Source organism: Proteus sp. CD3 (assembly GCF_008808075.1).
GTDB lineage: Bacteria > Pseudomonadota > Gammaproteobacteria > Enterobacterales > Enterobacteriaceae > Proteus > Proteus appendicitidis.
Genome location: NZ_CP019686.1, coordinates 3,144,382 through 3,156,851, shown reverse-complemented (window position 1 = coordinate 3,156,851; position 12,470 = coordinate 3,144,382). Strand labels below are relative to the sequence as shown.

11 protein-coding genes and 2 tRNA genes are annotated in these 12,470 nt (G+C 38.1%); 10 read left to right on the top strand and 3 right to left on the bottom strand.

What is annotated here, in order from left to right; translation table 11 throughout:
* The first annotated feature begins 68 nt into the window (after positions 1 to 68).
* The 4 genes from phoA (at position 69) to BTA34_RS14105 (ending at position 4,580) form a co-directional block, all read left to right on the top strand.
* Complete coding sequence (phoA, locus tag BTA34_RS14120) at positions 69 to 1,508, top strand: alkaline phosphatase (RefSeq protein WP_151436111.1); 1,440 nt, start codon at positions 69 to 71, stop codon at positions 1,506 to 1,508.
* A 420-nt stretch (positions 1,509 to 1,928) separates the two neighbouring features.
* Entirely contained in the window at positions 1,929 to 3,560 is a 1,632-nt protein-coding gene (locus BTA34_RS14115; RefSeq protein WP_151436110.1) for a Na/Pi cotransporter family protein, read from the top strand.
* Positions 3,561 to 3,562: 2 nt separating this feature from the next.
* Positions 3,563 to 4,111 carry a GNAT family N-acetyltransferase gene (locus tag BTA34_RS14110; protein ID WP_151436109.1) on the top strand — a complete coding sequence of 183 codons (549 nt, stop codon included), beginning with the start codon at positions 3,563 to 3,565 and terminating at the stop codon, positions 4,109 to 4,111.
* A 205-nt stretch (positions 4,112 to 4,316) separates the two neighbouring features.
* Complete coding sequence (locus BTA34_RS14105) at positions 4,317 to 4,580, top strand: DUF1435 family protein (RefSeq protein ID WP_151436108.1); 264 nt, start codon at positions 4,317 to 4,319, stop codon at positions 4,578 to 4,580.
* A 64-nt stretch (positions 4,581 to 4,644) separates the two neighbouring features.
* Here BTA34_RS14105 and BTA34_RS14100 read toward each other — a convergent pair.
* The 3 genes from BTA34_RS14100 to rsmC form a co-directional block, all read right to left on the bottom strand.
* Positions 4,645 to 4,731 (bottom strand) — tRNA-Leu (locus tag BTA34_RS14100).
* 36 nt (positions 4,732 to 4,767) lie between these two features.
* Positions 4,768 to 4,854: transfer RNA gene (locus BTA34_RS14095), tRNA-Leu, on the bottom strand.
* A gap of 154 nt (positions 4,855 to 5,008) precedes the next feature.
* Positions 5,009 to 6,025, bottom strand: a complete 1,017-nt coding sequence (gene rsmC / locus BTA34_RS14090) for a 16S rRNA (guanine(1207)-N(2))-methyltransferase RsmC (protein WP_151436107.1) — start codon at positions 6,023 to 6,025, stop codon at positions 5,009 to 5,011.
* Positions 6,026 to 6,154: 129 nt separating this feature from the next.
* Here rsmC and BTA34_RS14085 point away from each other — a divergent pair, with 129 nt between their 5' ends.
* The 6 genes from BTA34_RS14085 to BTA34_RS14060 all read left to right on the top strand — a co-directional run bounded on the left by BTA34_RS14085 (position 6,155) and on the right by BTA34_RS14060 (position 12,406).
* Complete coding sequence (locus tag BTA34_RS14085; protein ID WP_023582915.1) at positions 6,155 to 6,565, top strand: DNA polymerase III subunit psi; 411 nt, start codon at positions 6,155 to 6,157, stop codon at positions 6,563 to 6,565.
* Positions 6,534 to 6,980 carry a ribosomal protein S18-alanine N-acetyltransferase gene (gene rimI / locus BTA34_RS14080; RefSeq protein ID WP_151436106.1) on the top strand — a complete coding sequence of 149 codons (447 nt, stop codon included), beginning with the start codon at positions 6,534 to 6,536 and terminating at the stop codon, positions 6,978 to 6,980. The genes BTA34_RS14085 and rimI overlap by 32 nt, the downstream gene beginning before the upstream one ends.
* A 723-nt stretch (positions 6,981 to 7,703) precedes the next feature.
* Positions 7,704 to 8,546 carry a type IV toxin-antitoxin system AbiEi family antitoxin gene (locus BTA34_RS14075; RefSeq protein ID WP_151436105.1) on the top strand — a complete coding sequence of 281 codons (843 nt, stop codon included), beginning with the start codon at positions 7,704 to 7,706 and terminating at the stop codon, positions 8,544 to 8,546.
* A gap of 1 nt (position 8,547) precedes the next feature.
* Positions 8,548 to 9,462 carry a nucleotidyl transferase AbiEii/AbiGii toxin family protein gene (locus tag BTA34_RS14070; protein WP_151436104.1) on the top strand — a complete coding sequence of 305 codons (915 nt, stop codon included), beginning with the start codon at positions 8,548 to 8,550 and terminating at the stop codon, positions 9,460 to 9,462.
* A gap of 277 nt (positions 9,463 to 9,739) precedes the next feature.
* Positions 9,740 to 11,329 carry a peptide chain release factor 3 gene (prfC, locus tag BTA34_RS14065; RefSeq protein WP_151436103.1) on the top strand — a complete coding sequence of 530 codons (1,590 nt, stop codon included), beginning with the start codon at positions 9,740 to 9,742 and terminating at the stop codon, positions 11,327 to 11,329.
* Between the two features lie 732 nt (positions 11,330 to 12,061).
* Positions 12,062 to 12,406, top strand: a complete 345-nt coding sequence (locus BTA34_RS14060) for a BON domain-containing protein (RefSeq protein ID WP_151436102.1) — start codon at positions 12,062 to 12,064, stop codon at positions 12,404 to 12,406.
* Positions 12,407 to 12,470 lie beyond the last annotated feature (64 nt).

Sequence of the window (12,470 nt, the reverse complement as noted above, 5' to 3'; positions counted from 1 at the left end):
CTGCCGTAAGCTTTTTCTGACTTAAAACATTAACCCTGTTTTTTACTTTAGAGTGCAAGGAAAAAGCTATGTCTCATCGTTACCAACGTTCTATCTTATCCGTTATTGTAACAACGCTATTGGCTGGCGCGAGTTTCTCTTCTTTTGCTGCTCCCGTTGCTGCTGATGCCATTTTAGCTCAAGATCGTGCGGCAAAAGGTAATATCACGGAATTTGGCGGCGCTCGCCGTATGACTCAGGATCAAACTGAGGCATTAAAAGCAGCTTTAAATAACAACCAAGCAAAAAATGTGATCCTCTTTATTGGTGATGGGATGGGGGATTCTGAAATCACCGTTGCGCGTAACTACGCTGAAGGTGCGGGTGGTTTCTTTAAAGGTATCGATGCCTTACCAATGACGGGTCAATACACACACTATTCTTTAGACAGAAAAACCCAAAAGCCTAATTATGTGACAGATTCTGCTGCATCCGCGACAGCATGGGCTTCTGGTGTGAAAACCTATAATGGTGCATTAGGGATTGATGTGTTTGGTAAGGATCATCAAACTATTTTGGAATTAGCGAAAGCCAATGGAAAGGCGACAGGGAACGTGACAACTTCTGAAATTCAAGATGCGACACCTGCAGCACTGTTCTCGCATGTAACAGGACGCAAATGCTATGGCCCTGTTGAAACGTTAGAAAAATGCTCAACCAATGCCTTAGAAAATGGTGGTAGAGGTTCTATCTCTGAGCAACTTTTAGTCACTCGTGCAGATGTAACATTAGGGGGCGGTGCAAAAAGCTTTACTCAAACTGCAGCAGCAGGTGAATACAAAGGTAAAACACTAGAGCAACAAGCAATTGAGCGTGGTTATCAAATCGTGAAAGATGCAAAATCATTAGATGCGATTTCGCTTGCGAACCAAGATAAACCCGTACTAGGTTTGTTCCATGAAGGCAATATGGATGTAGCATGGGAAGGTCCAAAAGCCACGTATCATGGTAATTTGAATAATCCACCTTTAGAGTGCAAACCTAATGCCAAACTCGATCCAAATGCGCCAACACTGGCACAAATGACTAAAAAAGCGATCGACTTACTGAAAACCAATGAAAATGGCTTCTTCTTACAAGTTGAAAGTGCCTCTATCGATAAGCAAGATCATAATGCTAACCCTTGTGGTCAAATTGGTGAAACTGTTGCACTAGATGAAGCCGTACAAATCGGCTTAGATTTTGCAAAACAAAACGGTGATACGCTGATTATTGTGACTGCTGATCATGCTCATTCAAGCCAAATTATTGAAGCTGATGTGAAATCCAGTGGGTTAACACAAGCACTTATCACCAAAGATGGTGCAGTTATGGTGGTGAATTACGGTAACTCAGAAGAAGAGTCACAAGAGCATACTGGGGCGCAATTGCGGGTTGCCGCTTATGGTCCACATGCTGCGAATGTGGTTGGATTAACTGACCAAACAGACTTGTTTTTCACCATGCGTGATGCAATGGGTCTGAAGTAAGTTCAAGTTGAATTTATAGTCTGTCTGAACTTGTAGTCGAATTGCCTTACTAAATTGTTATATTTTCGCGCGACTTAGAGAGATACCCTCTGGTCGCGTTTTTTTATTAAGAATGGAGCCTGTCTAAAATAAAATGATAATAAATCAATAGGTTATTTACAGGCTGATTTTGAAAGTTACACATTCTCTGCTATAATTAACAGAATTTACAAATTAATCTATGTAATATTCTCACTTCTCCATTGATTATTGTACTTAAGTTGCAATATCTTTTTGTCTAATAACACTTTACGTTATTAAGGCATTACCCGTAAAAAATCTTTTCTCAGATAGATTATCTGCTCGTGGTCTTTCTCTTTTTTATGAGATTGAAGGAGAACAGAGTCAAACAAACAACGATAAGAATAAGGTTATTTTTTTATGCTGACACTGCTTCATTTACTCTCATCTGTCGCGCTTCTTGTCTGGGGAACTCATATTGTTCGTACTGGCATTATGCGTGTCTTCGGCTCTGATTTGCGCCGAATTTTAGGTAAAAGTATTAATAAAAAATCCAATGCTTTTCTTGCGGGTGTTGGTGTCACCGCATTAGTCCAAAGTAGTAATGCGACGGCGCTTTTAGTGATCTCTTTTGTGACACAAGGGTTGATTTCGATTACACCGGCACTTGTTATTATGCTAGGGGCAGATGTGGGTACTGCACTGATGGCGCGTGTGCTGACGTTTGATCTTTCTTGGTTATCGCCACTGCTTATCCTTATTGGTGTTATTACTTTTTTAAGCCGTAAAAAAGAGCGAGTAGGGCAACTAGGACGTGTAGGTATTGGTCTTGGTTTGATTTTGTTGGCTTTACAACTCATTGTGACATCGGCAGAACCCATTATGCACGCAAGTGCAGTCCAAGCTATTTTTACTTCTCTTAGTGGCGATACTATTTTAGCGCTATTGGTGGGTGCGCTCTTTGCAATGGTGAGTTACTCAAGCCTTGCGGCTGTGTTGTTAACAGCGACATTAAGTGCAACAGGATTAATGCCATTGTATATCAGCCTCTCTATTGTAATTGGCTCTAATATTGGTAGTGGTTTGCTGGCATTAATCAGTAGTCGAGGACAAAGCGTTGCCTCTCGACAAGTTGTGTTGGGGAGTTTGTTTTTTAAACTGATTGGTGCATTGATTGTTTTACCATGGATAACCTATCTTGCTTCTGAAATACAAAAATATGGATTTTCACCGGCTGAAATCGTTATCTATTTTCATGTTATTTATAATCTTGCTCGCTGTATTTTGATGATCCCTTTTGTCGGCATAATGGCGAAATTATGTCAGCGACTCATTCCTGAATTACCGACTACGGGATCTGAAATGGCACCGCGTTATTTAGATCAATCTGCTATTGATACGCCTTCATTGGCAATTGCTAATGCGGTTAGAGAATCGCTACGATTAGGTGATGTGATAGAACAAATGCTGCAACGTTTTACTGCCTTAATGGAAGGCGATCGTCTGCAAAAAAGGGAAATTAGCCAGTTAGAAGAAGAGGTTGAATTACTCCACAGCAGCATTAAATTGTATATGGCACAAATTCAACAGCATGATCTAGGAACTGAAGATTCCCGGCGTTGGGCTGAAATTATTGATACCGCGATGAATTTACAACAATCTTCCGCTATCATTGCGCGTATGTCGGCTGAAGTGGTGAGTAAAGGTTTAAATCACCACTTATTTTTATCGGAGGAAGGACGTCGTGAATTACAGACACTCCTTGAGCGTCTGCAAAGTAATCTGAATCTGGCGATGTCGGTATTTGTTTCCGGCAACATGGAACATGCTCGTAAATTGCGTCGAGCAAAACATCGTTTCCGTTTACTCAACCAGCGTTACTCGTTTGCACATGTAGAACGTCTTCATTTGCATAATATGCAAAGCATTGAAACCAGTTCACTGCATACTAGTTTGCTTGGTGATATGAAACGGTTGAATTCCTTGTTCTGTGCTGTGGCTTATCACGCACTAGAACGAAGTGAATCATCATCAGAACAGGTTAATCTTTAATAATGAAATACACTATTCGTCAATTAACACGAAATGAAATCCCACAAGTATGGGCAATTGATAGAACCGAGCTTATTGAAAAGCTATATGTCTTAAAAGAAGGAACGTTGCGTTTATCAGAGCAACGCTTTGATATGAAAGGTTGGCCAGAAGGTGAAGCAGAGCATTACACACCTGTTTTACTTGAAAGTTTTGATCGAGGTGCCGCTTTCTGGGGTGTTTTTAAACAAGATCAGTTGGTCGCAGCAGCAAGTGTTGATCCACAAAAACGGGGTCAAAATAACGCTTTACTTCAACTCTCTTTTTTACATGTTAGCCACCAGCAACGTGGGCAAGGTTTAGCGCGAATATTATTTGATTATTGTGTGGAATATGCGAAGAAAAAAGGGGCTGGTGGGTTATATATCTCATCAACACCTTCTGAAAATAGCGTGAATTTTTATCAGCATTTAGGGTGTCGTTTAATTGATATTCCTGATCCTGAACTTTATGAAAGAGAGCCTGAAGATATTCATTTAGTCTTTCATTTTATCGAGACAAATAACACTTAATTTCGTTTATTGACTACGATAACAACATAATAAAATGCAATGTCTTATCGTGAAAATGATAAGGCATTTTTTATATACCATACTAAAAAATAGACATAACCATTTAAAAAATAAGGATATAAGGTAAGTTTTTTTCTTTATATAAGTTGATTTAGCATGGTGGTTATATAATAATGAAAATCATTATCATTAATGGTGGGTTATTATGGCTAAACCAACGCGCTTATCTCCAGTTACGTCTTGGACATCTCGTATTAGTTTATGGGAAATGTTGGCTATTTCTTCCTTACTAACGGTGATTATGCATTCTATTGCAGGAACGGCTGCATTTACGCTGGTTTTAGTCGTTTCAATGCTGTTATCAACATTTATGTTATTCCACAAAAAATTACAAATGTGGGTAATGATCCCCGCAGGCGTTGTATTAACCTATAGCTTGATGACACTTTTAGTCGCGTATTACGGATAGAGAAAAGAATATTCAGCGTGTAATCGAAAGGGTGTTATTACAGAAAAAAAGAAGGGTTATTGAGTGGTGCGAAGAGGGGGACTTGAACCCCCACGTCCGTAAGAACACTAACACCTGAAGCTAGCGCGTCTACCAATTCCGCCATCCTCGCAGTCTTACTCAATTAATTTTACATACATTGTCTGTTTGGTGCGAAAGGGGGGACTTGAACCCCCACGTCCGTAAGGACACTAACACCTGAAGCTAGCGCGTCTACCAATTCCGCCACTCTCGCATTCAGACAGGAAGCGAATTCTATGCCTTTTATTTTTGGCGTCAATTATTTTTTATCAATAAATTACCTTGAAGATGAAAAATAAAACGCCTTGGAGCATTACTTAAAATCAGTCCAAAAATAAAGCCCTGTTATAAAATAACAGGGCTTGTGATTACTCTTTTTTAGTTGCTTGGTAAACTTTGAATTTACTTGTAGATGCAAGCACTTCATGAGAGCCGAATACCTGATCCAGTATATCTGGATAAGGGATAAATGCATTCGCTACAATGCGTAATTTACCGCCTCTTTTTAGATAATTTGGTGCAAGGCGAATAATATCTTCAGCCGCTTCATAGCTTGTACCTAAACCATCATGGAAAGGTGGGTTTGAGATTATCCAATCATAAGTTTCTTCAACCGCTGAATAGACATTACTCGCAATCACTCGCCCTTCTAATTCATTTACGTTTAAGGTGGCGATACTCGAAGAAATTGCCGCAGCATTCACATCACACAGTGTCAGTTTCAACATTGGGTTTTTCTTACCAAGTACAGTGGCAATAACACCACAACCACATGCCATATCCAGTAAATCCCCTACCATTGCATCATCAAAAGTAGAGAGTAATAAACGGCTACCTTCATCTAATGCATTTTGGCTAAAGACACCCGGTAATGCCATTACAGTAAGATCGTCATGGCGATAAGTTTGCCACCAGTTATTACGGTCAAACAGTGTTTGATATGTTTGAGTACCAAAAAATAAGCTACAACGGCGTGCTGAATCTATTTTTTTAAGTTTAGCGATGCCGTTCATTAATTCTGTGGCACTTTTAACACCGCTACGGTTTTCACCGACGATAAAGATTTCAGTACCCACTTGTAAGTTAGAGCAAAGGCTACGCAGTTGGAAAGTGGCTTCGTTTTTATTTTTAGGCCAAAAATAGATCAAGGTATTGCAATATTTAACAAAGGATTGATCAGCAACTAAACCAAAGAGTGCGTTATCACCCATTGATTTTAGTAATGGTAGCCACTGGTGATATTGGTTGGTATATGCACGGACACTCTTCGCCTGAATTTGTGCCGCAAAAGTATCTTGAAGATCACCTGCAATAAGTACATGCCTGTCTGCGAAATGATCTAGGTGACGAAGAATAACTTCGCTAGCAGGGGACAGTGAGGACATTATGATTATTACTCCTTAAAAAACATGAGACGCATGATATCAGATATAAAGAAACCGACGCTATTTATTGGCGTAGTTTATGCCCTCTGATACTATGTACCGTTGTTCTACACTTGATAGGTAAGCATAATGAGCCGTAAAGACAGAATGTTATCCCAACTTGGAATTCGTCAGTGGGTACTTCGTAAGCCTGCTGTGTTAAAAGGCGAGCATTCTGTTCAATTTCCGGATACAACACGTTTACTTATCATTACTGATGATACCGTTGATCTAAATAACGGGCTTTTCTCTGATATTTTTAGCGCCATGGGGATAGATAAAGACGAAATCTATTGTATTACAACAGATGATGTGAGCATGCTCACAGAATCATTTGATCTTCCCTGCTGGTTATTAGGCACTGACCTCATACTTCCCTCTGAATATACTTCTCTGAGAAGCCCTTCATTACATCAGTTATATTTTGATGCTGATGCAAAACGCGATCTTTGGAAACAAATCTATCAATATGAAGACCATTTCACCCTTAAACCCTGCTGATTTACCTTTAGCATGGCAAATTGAAAAATTAAGTCATTCATTTCCTTGGAGTGAAGAAACATTTTATAGTAACCAAGGAAGTCATTATTTTAATCTGAAAATTTGCATTGATAATATTATTGTAGGTTTTGCAATTACGCAATTAATATTAGATGAGGCAACCCTTTTTAATATTGCGATTCACCCTGATTATCAGGGGAAAGGTTATGGTAAAGCGTTGTTACTGGAACTAATTGAAACCCTTGAGAAAAAAAATATCACGACTCTGTGGTTAGAGGTGCGAGAATCTAATGAAAAAGCGTTCAATCTCTATGAATCTATAGGATTTAATTTCGTTTCGAAGCGCAAAAACTATTACCCAACAAAGACGGGAAATGAAGATGCGATTATCATGGCTTATCCTATTTCTTTCTAATTAAATCTTTATTTAAGTTAAATTTAAGACGCCTTCTATTAGGCGTTTTTTTTATTTTATTTTAAGTCTTAGAATTTTATTTTTTATTAATTGTATTTAAAATTTATCTTTATTTTTACTTAATGTAAATTTATCAAGTTAATTTCACTTTTGTCATTGTTTAATTTTAAAACGTTAGGTGATTATAACTATGTTGAAAAGGTGAATAGTATTTAAAATAAGTAAATTGAATATTTATTTTTGTTTTAAATAAAGTGATTAATCTCTAAATATAGACAAAATTAAATCCAAATAAAGGAGGATTTATTTTGATCCTTATATTCAATCCCGATTTTAACCTAAAATAAATAGGCTAATTCTTTGCTTTATTAGTTGCTCATAAAGGTAGCTTGTAAAATTTTTAGTCAACATAGGTACGTTAAGCGTTTCAATGAAAACAAGGTTGCTTTATAAGGCGATAGCTAGATTGGTTCTTATAAAGCAAACAAACCAAAGTATTGCAGATGTTACTCATAGACTAAACTAAGTAAGCCTTCTAGGTTTTAGTCGTGTGGGTTTAGTAGTGTGGTTTAAGAATTGGCTATTATACGGCGATTTCCGCCGTGAATGGAAAGAATAGTAAACCACTTCTTATTATGATAGTTTACTAAATTTAGGTTTTACGGCGATTCCAGCCGTAAAATGATAAAAAGATAAACTAGAGAAAGGATTTGGTGTTTAGAAATGATTAGTCATTCCCAGCGAGAAACGGCGAAAGAGTCTTATAAACAGTCTCTTAAAACTCTTTTACCTTATGGCATGTTAGCTACAAAGAAATGGCTTGCAGAGCAGGGCTTGAGTGCTCATTCATTAGATAACGCTGTCAAAACCGATACGTTATTGCTACTAGCTACAGGTGTTTACAGCCAGTATTCCCGATCTGTCACTTGGGAAGGCGTAGTAGCTTCTATGCAGCGTATGATGGATAAAAATGTAGATGAACAACTTCCGCCTGTTGTGGTCGGTGGATTGTCAGCGCTTTCCATATCTGGTTTGTCACAATATTTGTCATTAGGGAGTACACCTCATATTCATTTATATGCAGCGAGAAAGCTTCCCTCCTGGCTTGCGAGACTGTCATTACCAATTAAGTTCGAGGGGCATAGTACAAGTAAACTTTGGCCTGATAGCTTATTAAAAGATAGAGCATTCGTTAAAGAGTATAAATGGGAAGAGCAATTGCCACCTGTGTATTTTTCATGTCCGGAAAAAGCCATATTAGAGGTGTTGGTAGATTTGCCTGAAAGTGTGTCATTTGAACATGCCGATGAGTTAATGCAGGGGTTGGTAAACTTATCTCCAAGAAAGCTTGATACGCTTTTAAAAGCGTGTAAAAGCGTAAAAGTCAAACGCTTGTTCTTTTGGCTTGCAAAACGCCAAGCTTATTCTTGGTTTGATAAATTAAATGTAGAAAATTACGATTTAGGCTCAGGTAAACGTGTTGTTGCTAAAGGTGGAAAGTTAGATACAGAGTATCTAATAACAGTACCTCAGCATATGGCATTGGCAAGTAAAGGATCAGTTTAGTATGGATAGAAATAGTATTTATTACAAACAAGTACAGCTTTTGATACAAGTATTGCCTTTCGTTGCCAAACAGAAATGCTTTGCGCTCAAAGGTGGTACGGCAATCAATTTATTTGTCAGAGACTTTCCTCGTTTATCGGTCGATATTGATTTGGTGTATCTGCCAATGAAAAGCCGTGATGATGCTTTACAGGAAATCTGTGATGCTCTTGATGCTATTAGCGCGGATTTAAAAATAGCGTTTAAAGACGTCGAGCTAACAGAAGCCTATCGGTCAAAACGCGATGCCCTGAGGTTGATCGTTGCTCGCAATGGTGTGCAGATCAAAGTCGAGCTATCACCAGTATTGCGCGGTACTGTTTATGAACCAAAGTTGATGGAAGTTTGTACAGCCGTAGAAGACGAATTTGGTTATGTTGAAATGCCTGTTGTTGATCTAGCTGATCTTTATGCAGGAAAGATATGTGCAGCATTGGATAGACAGCATCCAAGAGACTTATTTGATGTTAAGTGGCTTTTTGAGAATGAAGGGCTAACGGATGAAATTCGTAAAGCATTACTCGTCTATTTATCAAGTCATAATCGGCCAATGGCTGAATTGCTCAGTCCGCAATTTAAGGATATTACTGCCACCTATGAAGGTGAATTTACCAATATGGCCGAGACGGATGTTCCGTTGGCGGAACTAGAAGCCGTAAGGGTGCGCCTAGTAGACCTTATTCACCAAGGAATGACCAATATTGAAAAGGATTTTTTGCTATCCTTTAAAAATCGAAAGCCTAATTGGTCTTTACTCGGCTTGGATGGAGCCAGTGAGCTTCCTGCCATCAAATGGAAACAAATCAATTTGGCAAGAATGCCGAATGAAAAACATGCACAAGCCCTAGAAAAGCTGAAAGATGTTCTCGGTATATGATTTCTAAAAAATAGACATTTATGTCGTGTTGAACACTTCCATGCTGTTCTCTTGTTACAATATTAACTGTTACAAGAGTGAGTATTGCAGTTTAAATTGTAGAAATGGTAACCAATTACGCAACCATTGATTGTGTATACAGGCAAGATAGGCGAAAATAAGCGCCAATTAAGATTAACTTACGGGTTGAATGTCTTTATAGTCACTTTAATTATTACTTATAGAAATATATCAGTGTCTTACATTCTCTCGTCTATCAACTAGAAGATCACCATTGATGTCTAATCCTATTTTTCAGCAAGAAGTTGCTCGTCGTAGAACTTTTGCCATTATTTCCCACCCCGATGCGGGTAAAACAACCATCACTGAAAAAGTGTTGTTATTCGGACAAGCAATTCAACGTGCAGGAACCGTAAAAGGTCGTGGTTCAAATCAGCATGCAAAGTCTGACTGGATGGAAATGGAAAAACAACGTGGTATTTCTATTACAACCTCAGTCATGCAGTTCCCTTATGCAGATTGCTTAGTTAACTTATTAGATACCCCAGGGCACGAAGACTTCTCAGAAGATACTTATCGTACTTTAACCGCAGTTGACTGCTGTTTAATGGTTATTGACTCTTCTAAAGGGGTCGAAGATCGTACTCGTAAGTTAATGGAAGTAACACGTTTACGTGATACGCCAATTCTGACTTTTATGAATAAACTCGACCGTGATATTCGTGATCCAATGGAAGTCATGGACGAAGTTGAAACAGAATTAAAAATTGCGTGTAGCCCTGTGACTTGGCCTATTGGTTGCGGAAAACTCTTCAAAGGGGTTTATCACATTCTGAAAGATGAAACCTATCTTTATCAAACAGGGCAAGGACATACCATTCAGGATTCTCGCGTCATCAAAGGGTTAGATAACCCAGAGCTTGATGAAGCTATTGGTGATGATTTAGCAAGTCAATTACGTGATGAATTAGAGTTAGTATTAGGTGCTTCTCATGAATTTGATCATGAGGCATTTTTAGCTGGCGAATTAACCCCAGTGTTCTTTGGTACTGCATTAGGTAACTTTGGTGTTAACCATATGCTTGATGGCCTCGTAAAATGGGCGCCAGCACCAATGCCTCGCCAAACAGATATGCGTGAAGTTACCGCTTCGGAAGAAACGTTCACAGGTTTCGTCTTTAAGATCCAAGCCAATATGGACCCTAAACACCGTGACCGTGTTGCATTCCTACGCGTTGTATCTGGTATGTATGATAAAGGAATGAAATTACACCAAGTTCGAATTAAAAAAGATGTAGTGATTTCTGATGCATTAACCTTTATGGCAGGCGATCGTTCTCACGTTGAACATGCATATCCAGGGGATATTATCGGTCTTCATAATCACGGTACAATTCAAATTGGTGATACCTTTACCCAAGGCGAGATCCTGAAGTTTACAGGTATTCCAAACTTTGCCCCAGAATTGTTCCGCCGTATTCGTTTACGTGATCCGTTAAAACAGAAGCAGTTACTTAAAGGGTTGGTACAGCTATCAGAAGAGGGTGCTGTACAGGTCTTTAGACCACTGGCGAACAACGATTTAATCGTAGGTGCTGTCGGTGTGCTTCAGTTTGATGTGGTTGTGGCAAGATTGAAGAGTGAATATAACGTTGAAGCGATTTATGAATCCGTTAACGTTTCAACAGCACGCTGGGTCGAGTGTAATAACGAGAAAAAACTCGAAGAGTTTAAACGTAAAAACGAACAAAACTTGGCACTTGATGGTGGCGATAATTTAACTTATATCGCACCAACGATGGTTAACTTGAATTTAACGCGTGAGCGTTATCCTGAGGTTGAATTCCATCAGACCCGTGAACACTAAATACTCGTTCTTACTCGTTCTTACTCGTCATACTTCAAGCTGTAACGTTGTTGACTACGTTCATTCACACTAGTCACATACTTATGTATGCTCCTAGCGACTCATTCACTTGTCGCCTAGTTACAGCTCGAATTATTTAGAGTAAGAGTGTTGTTATGTTTCAAGTTGTAGCGTTGTTGACTACGTTCATTCGCACTAGTCACATACTTTTGTATGCTCCTAGCGACTCATTCACTTGTCGCCTAGTTACAGCTCGAATTATTTAGTGTAAGAATGCTGAAGCTGCATCTAGACTTATTCTGAGTATTTAACTTAATGAAAAGGCTATATTTTTAATATAGCCTTTTTTGTTTCTTCGCTTTGTTGAGTATTTACTCTTAATAAACCTCAGTGAAAGAACCGATTTTCTTTGTTAAATGTGTTTTGCATACCCCTAATATCCTACCGAAAAACCCTTCTTCATTTGGAATTACTCCTGTTTTTTTCTGCTAACATGATGCCCGTTTTTATACTTATTTATAAATATATGTAATTTTTTTTATAGTTTTATTAGTTATTATTAGAATAAAATAATTAGGATTAGTCTTTATTTGTTATTTTTTGCTTTATTTAACTCTAATAGCTTATTAGTGTAATAGCTTGGATTGTTAAAATTTTGTAGTACTTCATAAAAATACAGATATTAAAACACACATATTTCCTATCGCCGTTATTGTGATTAGGGGGAGAGCAATGAAACAATATAAAACGCTAAAATTAGCGCTAGTAATGTCAATGAGTTTAGCTTTTGTCAGTATGGGCGCATCAGCTGAAACATCGTGGTATAACGAAATTAATAATAATGGGAATAATACAGGTCACTATTTAAGTGATACTTCTATTTCTAATAAAATTAAAGAGACGCTATTGCCAATGCAAGACATCGATAGTGACAATATTTCTATTCGTACTGAATTTGGACATGTCTTTCTTTCAGGTTTTGTTGATAGTAAAGCGCAAGAAGAAAAAATATTACAAGTTATTGAAAAACTTGAAGGTGTTAAAAGCGTAGACTCAGATGTAAATATCAAATCATAATATGATTTTCTTTTATGCTAGTCATACGCTAAGAAGATAGTGTCTAATTTATTTGTATGAATAC

What these genes read in the sequence shown, in the direction of transcription:
- phoA (WP_151436111.1), top strand. Translation starts at nt 69, where the DNA reads ATGTCTCATCGTTACCAACGTTCTATCTTATCCGTTATTGTAACAACG.
- BTA34_RS14115 (WP_151436110.1), top strand. Translation starts at nt 1,929, where the DNA reads ATGCTGACACTGCTTCATTTACTCTCATCTGTCGCGCTTCTTGTCTGG.
- BTA34_RS14110 (WP_151436109.1), top strand. Translation starts at nt 3,563, where the DNA reads ATGAAATACACTATTCGTCAATTAACACGAAATGAAATCCCACAAGTA.
- BTA34_RS14105 (WP_151436108.1), top strand. Translation starts at nt 4,317, where the DNA reads ATGGCTAAACCAACGCGCTTATCTCCAGTTACGTCTTGGACATCTCGT.
- rsmC (WP_151436107.1), bottom strand. Translation starts at nt 6,025, where the DNA reads ATGTCCTCACTGTCCCCTGCTAGCGAAGTTATTCTTCGTCACCTAGAT.
- BTA34_RS14085 (WP_023582915.1), top strand. Translation starts at nt 6,155, where the DNA reads ATGAGCCGTAAAGACAGAATGTTATCCCAACTTGGAATTCGTCAGTGG.
- rimI (WP_151436106.1), top strand. Translation starts at nt 6,534, where the DNA reads ATGAAGACCATTTCACCCTTAAACCCTGCTGATTTACCTTTAGCATGG.
- BTA34_RS14075 (WP_151436105.1), top strand. Translation starts at nt 7,704, where the DNA reads ATGATTAGTCATTCCCAGCGAGAAACGGCGAAAGAGTCTTATAAACAG.
- BTA34_RS14070 (WP_151436104.1), top strand. Translation starts at nt 8,548, where the DNA reads ATGGATAGAAATAGTATTTATTACAAACAAGTACAGCTTTTGATACAA.
- prfC (WP_151436103.1), top strand. Translation starts at nt 9,740, where the DNA reads ATGTCTAATCCTATTTTTCAGCAAGAAGTTGCTCGTCGTAGAACTTTT.
- BTA34_RS14060 (WP_151436102.1), top strand. Translation starts at nt 12,062, where the DNA reads ATGAAACAATATAAAACGCTAAAATTAGCGCTAGTAATGTCAATGAGT.